This is a genomic window from Legionella fallonii LLAP-10, assembly GCF_000953135.1.
Lineage (GTDB): Bacteria > Pseudomonadota > Gammaproteobacteria > Legionellales > Legionellaceae > Legionella > Legionella fallonii.
The window spans coordinates 830,705-846,545 of the sequence record NZ_LN614827.1; the positions used below are offsets into that span (position 1 = coordinate 830,705).

Here is a 15,841-nt window from a genome sequence, read left to right on the forward strand (position 1 = left end):
GATATAATTTTCTGCCAATCGTAAGCCGGGCAATAAATTACCCAATGGCGCTACCTTAAGTTTTTGTAGCCTGGATGAGCGCAGCGTAATCCGGGATTTCAGTGCACTGAGCTAGGGTATTCCCGTATTATGCTGCACTAATACGGGCTACGATTTTTTCTTCCTTTTCTTAAGGGAGCGCCATTGGACAATAAATTACCCGACTTACTTATTCCTCACTTCCGCATATTAAATTGGGGCTCATCTTTTTGTTCTTCAAAAGGAAAAATTGCATCTGGTGGAAAGAGTACAAGTGTATTCTTGAACAGTGTTGGTGCGGACAGAGGCTGATTCAAATAATTGAATATGTGTTCGTGCGCGAAATGTTGAGCCATTGCTGTTGCTGTTTGCCTCGGAGTTCCCCATTCAAATGGATTATCAAGAACAGAATAGTCGAGTTCTACAGCCAATAAACCTTTTTTTTGTTGTAGGGTAAGCTGGGTAAACATGGATTTTATTGCGCCTAGGTCACCGTTTCGCAATGCAAAGGCAAATTCTTTAAGTGCCTCCATAGATAAATCAAATTGTTCCATTTGCTCTTGGTATAATATATGCGTTACCCCTGTGTCTTGGAAACTATATTTATTGGTCATAATTAACTCACATTGATTAAATTAAGTAACGAACTTTATCACTTTATTCTTAAGGTTATATTAACTCATTGCTAATTAACAAAAGAAAACATAGACCAAGTTATGACCTATATTCATTTAAAGACCGAACCTGCTATAGCAGTCTTAATAATACTTTAATAAAAATGTAGTATAGTGTTAAATATTTATTCATATAAGGTGTTCTATGCCTAGAGAGAAACAAAGACAGCTGATTTCCCTTAATAAAGATAAAGATAACTTATTTATTGCTATTTGTAAGAAAGAGGGACATTCATTTGTTATGTTAGGGGTTTACGACAAAAACAATAAAGTAAAGCAAGTGCTTTGTCGTGTTGGTAAGTTGTTTACTTCTGAAGGGGGAGATGAAGACTCAGGATGTTTGTTCTTTCTTAGCAAACTATGGCAAATATTATTTGGTAATGGTGCTAAAGCTCAACTTTCTGATGAGGGAGTAGCTAGAAACAAATTTGATCCAATTTCAATCAGCTACCAAGCCTATGAGCTTAGTTATCGGCAATATAAGGAATTTATTCAGCTTCTAGAAGGTTTACAAACAAACGAAAATCAATTTAAGGTTTTTAAACCGATACAAGAAGAGGGTAGTGAGGTTACGCTAGAATTAACTACGGATTTAGTTTTTAGTGACAAAGTAAATACAGACAAGTTAAAAGATAATACATGTAAGCTGAGCATTGATAATAATTGTCGTCACTCGGCAATACAAATGGTTGAAGAAACTACTCATACTCCTTTGCCCTCTTTAGTTTCAACTAACTATATGTCTGATTTACCTTATAAAACACAATTGGAGTACGGCAGTCCCAGTCAAGATATTCCTTTTTATGTCTTGCCTGTAGCCCCAACAGCGTATCCGGAATTAAGCGAGCACAAAAGAAATATATTATCTCAGCTATATGAACGTATGGAACATATGTTATTAATTGCCCCGAACTCTGTTCAAACCCAAAGAAAATTTCAGTGTTTGAAAGATTTGTATGTGCAAATGGCTGGTCCGAAAAAAGATCAATCCTTGAGCGAATTATTGGTCAGCATTCAAAGCTGGAGAGCGGAAAATCATTTAGTTATCGATGAGTTAAGAGAAACTAACCTTGTTGATGATTTTCTTGCTTGTTTTACTATCTTTAAAAGAAAGTCAGCAACGGCCCAATTGTTTGACAAAATAGAAGAAAATTTGGAGCAAGCGCAAGCAAATCAGATCGGCTAAGAATAATTATTGCCATAAAAAATTTTTTGATGCATGGTAATAAGAGTGAATTATTGTATTAGATTTATACTATCATTTAGTTAAGGGATAAACGAATGGTTACCTTCATTTCGATCCTTAATTTAACGTCAGTTTCAGATAAGGAGATTAGTGTCCAGGCATCTCGCCAACCCGTTGGTGCTGAGGAGGCGTTTTTTTTGCGCCGTCTCAAAGCATAGACACACGATTTTTGTCTTGATGGATGCTTCGAGATGGCTACCATCCCTCCTCAGCACGAACGGTTCTGAAGTAAGTGACATTCTTATCAGAAACTGACGTTAGTGCTCTGCACGCGATTAAATGAATTAATGGAGTAAAAAACAATATACAATTATTGGAGAATCAATGAATGATACGTTTAAAGGTGGCTTAAATTTAAAATTTGTTGCTAATTCAGAATTTGAATCTTTAGATCATGTAGCTCAATCAGAGCACGCTCCTATTATAGCGCGTAATGCTTTACGTTTGTTAATGATGGGATGGCCCTCCGATTCATGGAAACAATTTATCTCCTGGCCTATTTTAAAAGCAATTTTTGTTTATCGTGATCCGGCATTATTAAAAGAATTGCGTTTTGCTTTCCAGCAGGGATTTGAATTGCTCTTTACCCAACTACAAGGAAGACAGTTAAGTGAAGAACAAAACGAGCAAGTTCAGCTTTATCTGAGCAATTGTCTGAGTATATTACCCTATTCTGATTTAACCCCTTATGAGTCTATTAAGATTCCTCAAAGTATTAATGGTGAGTGGGAATTGGTTGAATATTCTGTCACCCCGATTGAATTGACACCAACGACGGGATTTAACAGTTATTTTATTCAAGATAGTGATCGTGTTTTTGCGTATGGCCTTGAACCAATTAGTCACTTACATGCTCAGCCCCATTTGATCTTTATGGGGACTACTTATCCTGCTGGACAAGGATTCATACCGCAAATTCAAACAGATCTTCAGGGGTTTGAGACTGTAGGAAAATCTTTGTATGAGAGCGGTATAGACAGAATTAAGCAATGGTTGTTGAGACAAAAAGATAAGGCTCATGTTTGCGGTGTGAGCCTTGGTGGCTCCTTAAGCTTGCTTCTTGCGTTACATATGGGACAGCATCTACAACGAGTTGATGCTTTAAATCCTGCTGGTTTGCATGATGGTTGGTATAAGAGTCCCTATGATCAATGGGATAATTTAAATTCCCAACCGCAGGTAGTTGTTCAACGGCAAGCTAATGATCCTGTGTCGTTTTTTGGGGTGTGGAAAAAAGGTTGGCAAATTTTATGGGTAAATCCTCCGGCGGATAAGAAAGGCCCCAATGCTTTATGCGATCACTTCTTGAATTATGCTGGTTTTGCAGAAACGGAATTTACCTATACGGATCCGGAGCAACTGAATGCCAAAAGAAGAGTTCGTAATTTCTTAGTTTATTCACTGGTAAGAAGCCTTATTTATTATTCAGCAATTATTCCATATAATTATGTAATTCGCCCCTTTGCATACTTTGTCACTAAACACTGGGCCGCCTGTACTTTAGCTTTTTTTTCCTTCATTGGTTTGGGTGTTTTGGCTGTGCTGGCCGTCACAGGCACTTTACCTTTGGCTGCTTTATTAGGTGCTTTGGCTGTCGCCACAGTTGCTGGCGGTATTTTTATTGCCTCTAAATTAGGCAACACATACTCACAAGAGACTAAAGAGCAGGATATAAACTTTGCTAGTCTCCATGATCCGTCGTTGCCTCGCAATCCTTCTATGGATATTTATAATAAAGACAATACGATGGAAGTAGAACTGACCTATAAGGATATAAATACTTATTATAAAGTGATTCGTGGCCTTGTAAAAGAAAAAGATTTTATACCCAATGATAATAGCTCAAAGCAATTGATTCAGGGACTGTCTAAAAAAGAGGTATTGCTCGCTAGTGAACAACCTGAAAATCAAGATAAGATAGTTCGTATCACTACAACAAAAGCAAAAGCAGTGCATATCCGCCATGTTTTGACTTTAGTCGAACAGCTAGGAATTGAAAATGCGCACGCTTTGAAACAAGCAGCAGAACACGATTATAAAACCTATAGTATTGGTAAGCATGACTGAGCTTTCTTAAGCTCTACTCCATATTATAGTGACCTAAGTGGTTTTGATATACTTAAGGACATTCTTAGTTACACCATTGTATTTAGAGCAGATAAATAGTAAATCTAAGCCTGGATTTACTAAATATTATGAGGGTATATGATGTCAACGATTTACTCGGTCAGACCAGAGGATATTATCCCCGATGGAGCAGATAATACCTCTATCAATGGAGCTGTAGTGAGAAAAGGGACCATTGCTGCTTTCTTAGCGAATATTAATATCCTGGAAAATCCACACTCTTCTGAACAACAAAAACAAGGAGCAATGGAGATGATGCGAGAATTGGCTCCATCTGTTATTGCAGCAGGGTTGCACCAACATGTCACTTTTAAAAATATAATAGTCGAAAATATTCTAATTGATGCAGCAAAAAATATTGAATTTCAATAGGGCCGGTTTACATTTCTACTGTCTTGGTTAGATTGTCCTGATTTCTGCGCTCCGATGCTCACATACTACGTGTATGTCGCGCTTTTGGGGCATTTTTTCTCAAGGTAAACAGACTCAAGACTTGCAATTTTCTCCTGATTGGGTATGCTTAATTTGGGTTGGGTCGTTAGCTCAGCTGGTAGAGCAGGAGACTCTTAATCTCTTGGTCATAGGTTCGAACCCTATACGGCCTACCAATCCTAATTGTATCAATGTCTATGAATTTATGATTCGCAATATGGCTCGAATTGTATAAAATAAAACGCTTATTATCTGTTTTTTTGAGTTGTCCTGTGCACTATTACCAAGATTTAATTACTATTTTTAATGAATGCTTTGCTTCTACGTATAATACTCGCTTGATAAAAGGTGATGATGAGCCTATTTATCTTCCTGCTGATGGTGAACGTCATTATAACGCTTTATTTTTTGCTCATGGCTTTTTTAGCAGTGCTTTGCATGAATGCTCGCATTGGCTGATTGCGGGCGAGGATCGAAGAAAATTAGTCGATTTTGGTTATTGGTATATGCCAGATGGGCGTAATGCAGAGCAACAAGCGCTGTTTCAACAGGTTGAGGTAAAGCCTCAAGCCATTGAATGGATCTTGTCTCAAGCGACTGGGCATAAGTTTCGCGTTAGTAGCGATAACTTAAACGGAGAGGCAACTGAGAATGATACGTTTAAAAAAGCCATCCACGCTCAAGTGCTGCATTATTGTCAGCATGGACTATCTGAACGCGCTCATCAATTTCGTATGGCTTTATGTTCCTTTTACAAACAGTCAGCGGAATTTAAAATTGAGGATTTTGTGTTGGGCGATCTGTAGAACTTATAACAACATCATCATCGCAAATTTGGTAAGAAGCCTCTGTAGTCTTGATGCAGCGTAGTGCTGCATCAAGACTACAGAGGGACAAAAGGATCCAATTGACCATTTACTAACTCAGATGATGCAATACCACGCCCTTTGTCCAATCAAGGTTGATACTTGGTGAAATGTAATTCACTGTCTGTTCAGGAGAAATTCCATATCCATCAACCATTAATGCATAAAAATAAGAGGAAAAAAGACAATAACCATAGATGTAGTCATCATTTGGGTATTGTGCATCCAATTTGCTCCATTGTTGATGACAGATTTGACTATCTGCTTGCTCAATTAAGCTTTGGTTAGTTAATTGACCATTTACAAAATTAAATAGTTTATTATCAGCCAGATTGGTTAGGCCTCCGATGGCATACCATGAATCTACAGAATTTGCTGCCAGTACTGGCTGTATGGTTTTACTCACCCCGTGGACTGCATTCATTAAGGAGGATACTTCTTGCTCACACGATAAGGCATTACCTAGTCCCATTTCACCGTCAGGAAGAGGATAGTCATTAGTAAAACAGGAGGTTGAATTTAGAAATTGGTGTGACATTTCAGTTTGTCCTAGCCCTAAAAAACTATGCACAAATAAGTTGATACGTTGGCCATAGATATTGAGCTCGACTTGAGAGCGCCCATGTATGTTTTCATTTTTCTGTATTGGGAAAACAATTTGTACTGAAGCTCCACCCATATCCATAACACCTATAGCTTTATTCTGAACGGATTTTAAGGTGCCTAAATGGTAATTAACAGAAAGCCAATCGTATAAAGCCTCCTCATTGCCGGTTATCGTTTTTGCTTCAACAAAATGCCACTGAGTTTGCTGAGTAAACCAACGTTGTAATTCTTGATAATAAAGTTTCTGTTTTGATGCAGGTAACAGTCTCATGCCCGCTGTAGCGTAAAAATATACTGGTCCTTGTTGAGTAGGAGCACCCGATAATAAAATGGTAAGATAGGCGTCAATAGTATTGTAGTTAGGATCAATAGTAGCAAAACCTGGTTTGATTTTTTTGGTCCATATTTCATTGATATTTGTAGGGGTGTTGGTTTCGTCCAGATCGTATGCATAGATGTGAACTCTAGAGCCAGTACTTCCTGCATCAATCACAGTGATGCATTGATGTTTATCACAAGAAGCGTTTTCAGCAGAAACAGTCGGGACAATTATGAATAAGGACAATAATAGTATAAGAAAACGAGGCATAGTGATGGGCCAAATTCAAAGTGTGAGTATGATACATTGTGTATATTTTATTGTCAATAGAGATATCAACATGTTGATTTATGGCGTTTTTTAAAAGTCAGAATAATGGTAAATATTTTACTTTTTGATTAAAAAATGATAATATTATGCTTTTTTATATCGTGTATATTTTTTGGACTCACGAAAAAACAATATTTTAAATTATTGGATAATCACAACATGAAATCCCGTGAATATAAAGGTTCTTTATACGCAATAATATCAGGACTTCTCTATGGTTTTATTGGCTATTTTGGATTAAGTGCCATTAATGGCAACCTCTCAGCCAGCAATATGTTATTTTGGCGATTTTTAATTTCCAGCGCTATTATTTTGATTATTATATTGCCTCAAATAAAACGCATTAATGATTCTTATACACAGATGTTTGGCGCTTTTATCAGTGGTGCATTTTATTATGGTATTTCGACCTTACTTTATTTCTTTGCGAGCCAATACTTAGGTTCGGGGCTGTCTATGGTGATATTTTTTACCTATCCAGTCATTATTATGCTATTAAATTATTTTCTTTATGGACAAGCCATACCTAAAGCTTATTATCTTGCCATTTTCATTCTGTTGACTGGTATGGTGTTACTAGTTGATATGAAGGAGATGGCTTTTGATTTGACCGGTATTTTCCTAGGATTGGCTTCTGCATTGTTTTATGCGGGTTATATTATGTTTAGTAAGAAGAACCCCGTCTCTCCTAATGTTTCTACCTTGATGGTTAGTCTTGGCTGTATGATGACTAGCTTTTTCGTTTCTTTTTTTACTAATACGTTAACGATACCTACTTCAATGGAAGTGTGGTTGAATTTATTAGGGATAGGGATAGTAGCCACTGTATTACCTATTTTATTGATGTTACATAGCTTAAAATATATTAGCTCCGAAAAAGCATCTATTTTATCGGTTTTAGAACCTGTATTTGTTGTCATATTAGGTGTACTTTTATTGAATGAAGAGTTGGAGTCATGGCATGCTTTAGGCGTTATTTTTGTGTTAGCTGGAGCTTTGATTACCTTATTTAGTCATAAAATAGGGGCATCGCAGAAACTGCTATCAGAACAAGCAGAGTAACTTCCTGAGATAGTTATTTTGTCTTTGTGAGTGTTGAATAACTTAACCAATGATTAATCATTTCATGGTCAGATATTTGGAGTAGGGCTGGAGCATGTCCTGCATCTTCAATTTCACATACCTCTATGTTAGGTTTTTTTCTACGCATTTTTCTTATAATTGTTAGAGGGAGTAATTCAGATCGCGCACCACGGATGACTAAAATAGGGCAAGAAATTTTCTCCCAATAAGACCACAGATCGATATCATAAAATATTCCTTCTAGCGCTTTATGAGGATGGTGAAAGAAATCCATTACAACGTGCATTGTTGATTTGGGGTTTTTAATTGCGGGGTCTGCTTTGACCACGAATAGATTAGGTTCCTGTTGTACAATGCTATTCTTTGTAAAATCATCCCATTGTTCTTCGCTTAATTGACCGAAGTCAGAATAGTTTTTTTTGTAATATTGTTTTGCTTCTTCTACACTTTTGAATTCGGGCTCGTTACCTATATATTTGGCCAGCTTCCTTAACGCATGGATGGGGATTTGTGGACCAACATCGTTTAGTATTAATCTTTTGATAGGTGATCCGGGCTGAGCCGCTAACATCATTCCTATCATGCCACCCATTGAGGTGCCTATCCAATCAATAGATTGAGCGCCCGTTCGTGCAATAAGAACATTCAGGTCAGCCATGTATTGATTGAAATTATAATGGTGAGACTGCTTAAACCAAGAACTATCGCCACGCCCGACAACATCGGGACAAAAAACATGACGACCTTGCATACTAAGATATTGAGCTAATGCATCAAAGTCACGACCATTACGCGAATAGCCATGTACGCAAATTACCGCAGGGAGCTGCTCAGAGGCCTCTCCCCATTCAGTATAAACCATATTATGGAACCCCTCTTCAGAAATTCCTAGGATGCTATTTGTTTTCATTGGCATTTTATTTAGTACCAATTACCGACGCCACCGCATCCACAACAGCTATCGCCACAAACGCTAGAACCACAACCTCCATCGCTACAACAACTACTAAGTAAAGAAGAGGCGGCAACGACCATTAAGACCAGTATTATTTTTTTCATTGGCTGTCCTTGTCATGTTGTGTACTTTAAATATACTATATGATTCCTAATTTATCCAATAAGTTCATTGTATTGACTTTTTTGCACCAGTGAAAGTTCCAGACAAACGTCGTGGTGCGGCATAAAAAGCATGGTGATGCTCTTTATGCCGACTTGGCATTAATTAATTTCTAAAACTGAACTGTGCTCGATAGGTAGGGAATGATGGGGATGCTTTAACGGCAGAAGAATATCATAGAAGTGAGATAGTTTTTTATCTCCTTTTGCAGCGAACAGTGCCGCATGGGGTTCCAGTATAGTTAGATCGGCATCGTTAAAGAGTACTCTTTAGGCATAAGCCAGAACAAATAAAAATAAAATTGGGCAAACCATACACAAGAATCATGTTTTTGTGTATGGCTTGCCCAATTTTATTCCACCTTTAGGAAGGTCTATTGCTCGTTTTCTTGAAACTGCAACCATTGCAACTTCCATAACTCATACAGGAATAATTGGTTATTATCATTATCCAAATAGTGTTGTAAGTCTTGGGTTGGTAGAAAGCGATTATTGGCGACTAGTTTAATCAGATCAGGAGAAACACCTTCAACATCCCACTGACAGCCATTGATATACAATAGATATTCTGAATTTTGATTACCTTGATAGGCAAATCGACAACAAGGGTCTCTAACTAATCCGGAATATTGCTGCAGTTCTCCTATAAAACTAGGTAGATCAATAAGCTCATTCTCTTCTAGGGCTAGAGGGAGGTGCTGTTCTGAACTTTGATCCAGACGGGTGGAAAAACATCCAAACCAGGATTTAATAAGATGTTCATCATTTAATAGTTGCTGTAACAAAGATTGAGCATTTTTCCAGGATGATTCAGTGAGTTCAGAAGTATTTTTTAACTGAGACCAGTCGGGATCCTGGTACAAGGTCTTAAAATATTCTTTTTCGGATAAATAGTCCCCTAAGCTATCCCATAATTCTTGTCCTTGGTAGCTTCTATAACCAAAAGAATAAGTCATACACTCGTCAGAAAGTGCAATGCCATAATGACCTATATGGGGAGGAAGATAGAGCATGTCTCCTTCTTCGAGAATGAATCGCTCTTCTACATTAAATTCATTCATGATACGTAACTCAAGGTTCTCTATATAGTTACTAGGATTACAGTTCTGTGAGGTTAAAGACCATTCACGTCGTCCTTGAGCTTGAAATAAAAACACATCATAGTTGTCGTAATGAGGTCCGACACTGCCATGAAGTGCTGCGTAACTGATCATCACATCATCGACACGCCATTGAGGAATGAAATCAAAATGATTTAATAACTCATAAACCTCAGGAATAATGCGATCAACACCTTGAACTAGAAGCGTCCAATTAGTTTTAGGTAATGTGCTGAAATCAGCATCGGTAAAAGGTCCTCGCTTTAAATGCCAGTGAGGCATAGCCTTAGGCGTTTCAATGACAATACGACTTTCTATATCTTCTTCAAGAGCTAGGCCAGCAAGCTCATCAGGTGATAAAGGATTGATAAAATCAGGCAATGCCTGACGGATTACTAGTGGTTTTTTTTGCCAGTATTCACTGAGAAAAGTTTTTAAAGTAATTTCATGGAAATGAATCATGGGTTGCTTAAAGAGGATAATTTAAAGTGATTAATTTAAACATTTTGAGGCTACGGTAAGCAACTGGTAATTACTTTAATTGAATAAAATATTTTTTTACTTTGGCGCATCTTAGCTATTATTTGTTGACATAAAAGTAGGTCGGATTCCAGGGCCTAAGAAAGGTATTTCGTCCTTAACCTGGGAGCCTTTTGGATTGACAATTTATCTGTATGCTGTTGGCCTAAAGGGCAATGAAGAGCCTTATCAGATTCCACCAGATCCAGAGACAGGACAACGTCAATTTAATTTTAAACATGCTGTATTTGAAGGAAAAAGGGAAATGTTTGCGCCAGGTTATAGAAGGACTGACACACCCCGAAGAAAATAAACGAATGAAATTAGGAGAAGCAGTTAGCATTCTGAGCCAGTTATTAGGGAGAAATATGCTGCAGGAACAAATTGAACTAGAAGATGCAGAACCCTCTTCCCAAAGAACTTTGCGGATCTAGTTATTGATCTAGAGACTTATTATTTTTAGTTTTGCACGATTGAACTTTGATACCCCTATTTTTTAATGCGGATTTAAGGTGGTTATAAGTTTTATAAACATGAACTTTCCTTCTATCATCAATTTAATTGTTTTGAAGAATACGCTCTAACTCACCCTTGGCCTGACGTGCAAAATTAATAAGATCTTTTTCTTCTTCAAAAAATTCGAACGATTTACGCAAGCTTGCTTCATCAAACTTCTTGAAAGCAGTGACTTTTTTCTCTGCATCCTCAGCTTTATAACCAAGAAACTTCAATATTTCTTTAGTCATGACTAAAGAAGAATCAAATAGTTCTCTTCGGAAGTAGTCTACTCCCAATTTATGCAATTCGTAGGCATGTCGACGATTTCGTGCACGAGCATAAATTTTGAGGTGGGGGAATTCCCGCTTGGCCAGCTTGACTATTTCCAAATTGGTGTCTGCATTTCCGACTGCAACGATTAACAATTTGGCGTGTTGGGCTCCCGCACTTTGCAAAAGATCGAGTCTATTGGCATCACCAAAATATCCTTTGTATCCAAATTTTCTCAATAACTCAATTTGTTCTGGATTTTTTTCCAATACCGTGACTTTTATCTTTTCGCCATTAAGCATGCGACCAATAATTTGTCCGAAACGCCCATAACCTGCGAGTATGATGCCATTTTTTTCTGATATATGATCGTATTCTCTTTGCGGGATAAGACTCATAAGTTTAGGTACCGCATATTTAAGGTACAGGAGCATTAAAAAAGGTGTTGCCAACATGGATAAGGCAACAACCAAGGTGAAAAATGCTCCGGCAGCATCAGGAATCACTTCTGTTTTGGTTGCATATTTAAAGAGGACAAAAGCAAACTCACCTCCCTGAGAGAGCGCTACAGCAAAACCTATAGTCTGGATTTTTGTTAATTCGAAAATCCGCCCTAGTATCAGTAAAATAAGTGTTTTGATTGCCATTAAACCAAAGACAGCAGCAATAATCAGAGACATTTTTTGAGATAACAGGGTGAAATTCATCCCCATACCTACAGAGATAAAGAATAAGCCAAGCAATAATCCTTTAAATGGTTGAATATCTGCTTCAACAGTATGTTTGTATTGCGAGTTAGCCAAAACAACACCGGCAATAAACGCTCCTAGAGCAGGAGATACTCCGATGCATTCCATTAATAGAGTAATTCCTACAACTAATGCGAGTGAAAAGGCAGTAAAGACTTCTCGTAAATGAGAGCGTGCAATCATTAAAAATAAATGTTGGGATAAATAGTGGCCTGTGAGAATAATTATACCAATCACGCCAGTGCTTAATAGAGCGTGAAGCCATTTGGGAAGTTGGCTAATAAAAGTAGGTTCATGGGTGCTAACAGTAACATCACCCTGGATGGAAAGTAGGGGGATAATGATTAAAATGGGAATGACAGCGATATCTTGAAATAATAAGGTTGCAAAGGAAGCTTCACCTTCGGTGGTTTTTAATAAATTTCGCTCCTGAAGCATTTGTATGACCAAGGCTGTAGAGGAGAGAGTTAGTGCCATGCCCATTGCTAAAGAAGGGCGCCACTCATAACCTAAAAGGATACCAACTCCAGTCAAGGTACTTGCAGTCAGAAGTACTTGAAAGCCGCCTAAGCCTATAATTAATTTTCTGAGTTTCCATAATTGGGGCGGTTCTAATTCTAATCCTATCAGAAACATCATCATGATCACGCCAAATTCTGCAAAATGCATAATTTGTTCTGCGTTTCCTATGAGTTTAAAGCCGTAGGGTCCAATGAGAATTCCAACAATCAGATAACCTATAACTGAACCCATTTTAAAGCGACTGGCTAGAGGAACCATGAAACTGGCTGCGGCAAGGAAGATAAATGTATTTAATAGAAGATTTTGTCCCATATATTATAAGCCTGAGTTGTAACTGTTTACTTTATGGCGTTAACTTAAGTAGGTTAGGCTCTCAGGCTCAACATGTGCTTTTGCTTAACTCAACACCTTTTGTTGGGCCAGGAGCCCGTTAAGAACAAAATATTGTTCTAAGCCCCTCTCTTCTTAACCATGACACCCATGAGCCAAGACCCGACCTACGTTTAGTAATCTGTTATTAAAATACCATTGATCTTGAGTTGATACCATTAATTGTTCAATCTCTACCATGACAGTTTTTAAATTTTTTGCCGCTACCACAGGGACAGGGATTGTTACGTGATGTTTTTTGTTTGTTATTTTTAACAGCGGCATCTTGATGTTGTCCTGCTACGTAATACCAAACGCCATTTTCTTTATGAAACTCACTAAGCTCATGAATTTTTCTAAATTGACTTCCTTCTTTAAAGCGAGCTGAAAATTCAACAAACCCTTTATCAGACGTTTCATCATAAGCTTGGATTACTTTTAAACCCACCAAGGTTACACATTGAGCCCATGCTTTTACTTCTGCTTCGTCAAATCCAGTTAAGGCTTTTCCTTTCATGGTATTTTTAATGTAATCTGTTTTGGCTAAACTATAAGCCGTATACCTGGAGCGCATTAATTGCTCAGGGGTTTGTGGTATTTGCTTTTGTTCTATGAACAGTCCGCAACATTGTTCGTAAGATTTTTCAGAACCACAAGGGCAATGTGACATTGAATGACCTTAATGATTAATAATTAAGACTTATAGCTTATTGTATAGAATATCGTACTCATAGTGAATTATTAGTAATGACATATGAACGCAGATCATTGTCTTTCTCATTATTGGAAGTGTTTCTATATTACCCATAGTATCCCATTGTCATGCAGGGCGTGGCGAAGGGGTTCAAGGTATGGCACAATGCCGGTTCAGGGGCTCCTTCACTAAAAACTTAAGACTACGCGGAAGCTAATAGAAGCGGGGTGTCACTGCCATTAAGTTAAGGGATTATTTAATGCCGAATTACTGCCGCCTCGACTGCAGTATCTGTAACTGGAGTCACATCATGGCTCTCTCAGTCCAAGCTGCGTGGATTCGAAATATCTTAACTTAATGGCAGTGGAACAGAGCGTAAGGACATGATGAGTTTTATTTCTGGGCTAGGTATAGAACGTAAGGATATTCTAGGATGATTACTTTATTTCAGTTTTACCGAGTTTGGGGACTGCCTAATGTGAGTCCTTTCTGTATGAAAGTTGAAACATATCTACGTATGGCTAAACTGCCTTATGAAAGCAAATTTGTGAATAACCCACAAAAGAGTCCAAAGAGAAAGCTACCGCATATTAGAATAGATGGTAAGTTTTATCCTGATAGTGAATTGATTATAAGCGAATTAAAATCCCGTTACGGTGATGAACTAGATAGAGAGTTAACTGAAGAACAAAAAGCACTAGGAACATTGATTGATATTGCATTTTGTGAAAGTTTGTATTGGATAATTGTTTACTTGCGTTGGCAGTATGATGCTGGTTGGGAGCATATTAAAGAAAGCATGTTTGAAAAAGTACCAGCCCTCGCCAAATTGTTTATACCCAACATGATTAGAAAATACATGTTAAAACAATTAGATCATCAAGGAACAGGAAGGCATAGTTTGCAAGAAGTAGTGCTGATAGGAATGAAAAACTTAGATGCACTAGTAACCATATTAGGTGAAAAAAAATACTTCTTGGGAGATAAGCCAACCACTGTAGATGCCACTGCTTTTTCATTTTTAACCAATATCATTTGCACACCTCTTGATGACTCGTTCAAAGATCATGTCCTAAAACAGAATAATATAGTCGCCTATTGTAATAGAATGTGGGATGAGTTCTATGCGGATTTTGCTAAACCAAAGGGATTAGAACTTTCTCCAAACTCACTGCAGTAGAGTTTTATTGTTAGCGTGTTCTGCTTAGTCCATAACATCCTAGAATCTGTAGTATAGAGTACTACTAATTTGTTACACTAAGTTGACTATTGGAAGCAAGGTAAAAAAATGAACTCTTATCTGTTGACACAAAATATGGAGCAAATCAATCACCGGGAAAACATGGAGCAATTAGAGGATGGCAAAATATTGTTTTTTCCAGAGCATTATTTTTCTGATGTAGAGCAATCCTTAATGTCCGAAGCTATCTTACATGGTACTCATAAAAATGTGAGTTATGATTATAAGCGTAATCAATTAGGAGCTTATAAAAAAGATATTCCCGGGTTAGAGAATAAACTGGAGCATTTAATGCGTGGTTACGCAGAATTTGCTTATCAACTGATTCAGACTGCTTTACCAGCTTATATTTCTCATTTGCAGTGGGGGCGAACCAGTTTTAGGCCCGCACAAATTAGCGGAAGAATAACGTCTAAACGAAAAGATGATACTCGTTTACATGTCGATTCATTTTCAGCGAGTCCGGTGAATGGTTTAAGAATTTTGCGAGTTTTTTGCAATGTTAATCCACAGCAAGAGCCTCGGGTGTGGAATCTTGGAGAGCCCTTTGCTACCGTGCTTGATCGTTTTGCTCCACAAATTCGTTCATACAGCAAACTGACCGCGCGAATTTTAAAGTTAGTCAAAACAACCAAAACCTTACGTTCTCCTTATGATCATTACATGCTTCATTTACATGATACGATGAAACGTGATGATCACTATCAGACTCAAGTAGATAAAACGCGTATTGATTTTCCTGCACAAAGTTCTTGGATAGTCTTCACGGATCATGTGTCACATGCGGCGCTAAGTGGTCAATATTTATTAGAGCAAACCTTTTACCTCCCTGTAGAGAAAATGGGTAATCCTGAGCTTTCTCCTTTTTATGAATGGATGAAGTTCAGACCTGAACTTCATCAGATGGTGTCACGCTGAGAGTTCCCTTAATGGTGTCAACACGTGCCTGGTTGCAGCATAACTGCGACTTTTGCCTGATGGCTGCGTTATAAGTGTTTCTCCGGTGCTCATACTCCGCTCCGCGAAACACTTATGCCTTAACCTTCGCGGTTATGCCAGAGGC

Annotated in this window: 15 protein-coding genes and 1 tRNA gene; 9 read left to right on the plus strand and 7 right to left on the minus strand. The window is 37.8% G+C overall.

Annotated features, from left to right (window positions below; translation table 11 throughout):
* Nucleotides 1–215: 215 nt before the first annotated feature.
* On the minus strand, nt 216–632 hold the full coding sequence (locus LFA_RS03260) for a hypothetical protein (RefSeq protein ID WP_045094906.1): 417 nt from the start codon (nt 630–632) through the stop codon (nt 216–218).
* Between the two features lie 205 nt (nt 633–837).
* Between LFA_RS03260 and LFA_RS03265 the strand changes: the two genes are divergently transcribed.
* From LFA_RS03265 to LFA_RS03285, 5 genes are all read left to right on the plus strand, one after another.
* On the plus strand, nt 838–1,878 hold the full coding sequence (locus LFA_RS03265; protein ID WP_045094907.1) for a hypothetical protein: 1,041 nt from the start codon (nt 838–840) through the stop codon (nt 1,876–1,878).
* A 384-nt stretch (nt 1,879–2,262) separates the two neighbouring features.
* On the plus strand, nt 2,263–4,005 hold the full coding sequence (locus LFA_RS03270) for a hypothetical protein (RefSeq protein ID WP_045094908.1): 1,743 nt from the start codon (nt 2,263–2,265) through the stop codon (nt 4,003–4,005).
* Nucleotides 4,006–4,143: 138 nt separating this feature from the next.
* Nucleotides 4,144–4,437 (plus strand): hypothetical protein, encoded by a 294-nt coding sequence (locus tag LFA_RS03275; RefSeq protein ID WP_231865899.1) that lies wholly within the window; start codon nt 4,144–4,146, stop codon nt 4,435–4,437.
* A gap of 160 nt (nt 4,438–4,597) precedes the next feature.
* A tRNA-Lys gene (locus tag LFA_RS03280) sits at nt 4,598–4,673 on the plus strand.
* 96 nt (nt 4,674–4,769) lie between these two features.
* Nucleotides 4,770–5,303 carry an elongation factor P hydroxylase gene (locus LFA_RS03285; protein WP_045094909.1) on the plus strand — a complete coding sequence of 178 codons (534 nt, stop codon included), beginning with the start codon at nt 4,770–4,772 and terminating at the stop codon, nt 5,301–5,303.
* 112 nt (nt 5,304–5,415) lie between these two features.
* Here LFA_RS03285 and LFA_RS03290 read toward each other — a convergent pair whose 3' ends face one another.
* Complete coding sequence (locus tag LFA_RS03290; RefSeq protein ID WP_045094910.1) at nt 5,416–6,558, minus strand: acetate and sugar kinases/Hsc70/actin family protein; 1,143 nt, start codon at nt 6,556–6,558, stop codon at nt 5,416–5,418.
* A 219-nt stretch (nt 6,559–6,777) separates the two neighbouring features.
* Between LFA_RS03290 and LFA_RS03295 the strand changes: the two genes are divergently transcribed.
* Nucleotides 6,778–7,680, plus strand: coding sequence for a DMT family transporter (locus tag LFA_RS03295; protein ID WP_045094911.1), 903 nt, complete (start codon nt 6,778–6,780; stop codon nt 7,678–7,680).
* Between the two features lie 13 nt (nt 7,681–7,693).
* Here the strand turns inward: LFA_RS03295 and LFA_RS03300 are convergent, their stop codons facing one another.
* The 3 genes from LFA_RS03300 to LFA_RS03305 form a co-directional block, all read right to left on the minus strand.
* Nucleotides 7,694–8,617 (minus strand): alpha/beta fold hydrolase, encoded by a 924-nt coding sequence (locus LFA_RS03300; protein WP_231865900.1) that lies wholly within the window; start codon nt 8,615–8,617, stop codon nt 7,694–7,696.
* A gap of 5 nt (nt 8,618–8,622) precedes the next feature.
* Nucleotides 8,623–8,760 (minus strand): hypothetical protein, encoded by a 138-nt coding sequence (locus tag LFA_RS20020; RefSeq protein WP_172653455.1) that lies wholly within the window; start codon nt 8,758–8,760, stop codon nt 8,623–8,625.
* A gap of 431 nt (nt 8,761–9,191) precedes the next feature.
* Nucleotides 9,192–10,379, minus strand: a complete 1,188-nt coding sequence (locus tag LFA_RS03305) for a cupin domain-containing protein (RefSeq protein WP_045094912.1) — start codon at nt 10,377–10,379, stop codon at nt 9,192–9,194.
* 196 nt (nt 10,380–10,575) lie between these two features.
* Between LFA_RS03305 and LFA_RS19735 the strand changes: the two genes are divergently transcribed.
* Nucleotides 10,576–10,749, plus strand: a complete 174-nt coding sequence (locus LFA_RS19735) for a hypothetical protein (RefSeq protein WP_157010268.1) — start codon at nt 10,576–10,578, stop codon at nt 10,747–10,749.
* 244 nt (nt 10,750–10,993) lie between these two features.
* Here the strand turns inward: LFA_RS19735 and LFA_RS03315 are convergent, their stop codons facing one another.
* Nucleotides 10,994–12,787 carry a monovalent cation:proton antiporter-2 (CPA2) family protein gene (locus tag LFA_RS03315; RefSeq protein ID WP_045094914.1) on the minus strand — a complete coding sequence of 598 codons (1,794 nt, stop codon included), beginning with the start codon at nt 12,785–12,787 and terminating at the stop codon, nt 10,994–10,996.
* A 244-nt stretch (nt 12,788–13,031) separates the two neighbouring features.
* Complete coding sequence (locus tag LFA_RS03320; protein WP_045094915.1) at nt 13,032–13,514, minus strand: YchJ family protein; 483 nt, start codon at nt 13,512–13,514, stop codon at nt 13,032–13,034.
* A gap of 457 nt (nt 13,515–13,971) precedes the next feature.
* Here LFA_RS03320 and LFA_RS03325 point away from each other — a divergent pair, with 457 nt between their 5' ends.
* On the plus strand, nt 13,972–14,718 hold the full coding sequence (locus LFA_RS03325; protein ID WP_045094916.1) for a glutathione S-transferase family protein: 747 nt from the start codon (nt 13,972–13,974) through the stop codon (nt 14,716–14,718).
* Between the two features lie 108 nt (nt 14,719–14,826).
* The gene (locus LFA_RS03330) at nt 14,827–15,696 is read left to right on the plus strand and encodes a Kdo hydroxylase family protein (protein ID WP_045094917.1); all 870 of its coding nucleotides are present in this window, start codon (nt 14,827–14,829) and stop codon (nt 15,694–15,696) included.
* Nucleotides 15,697–15,841 lie beyond the last annotated feature (145 nt).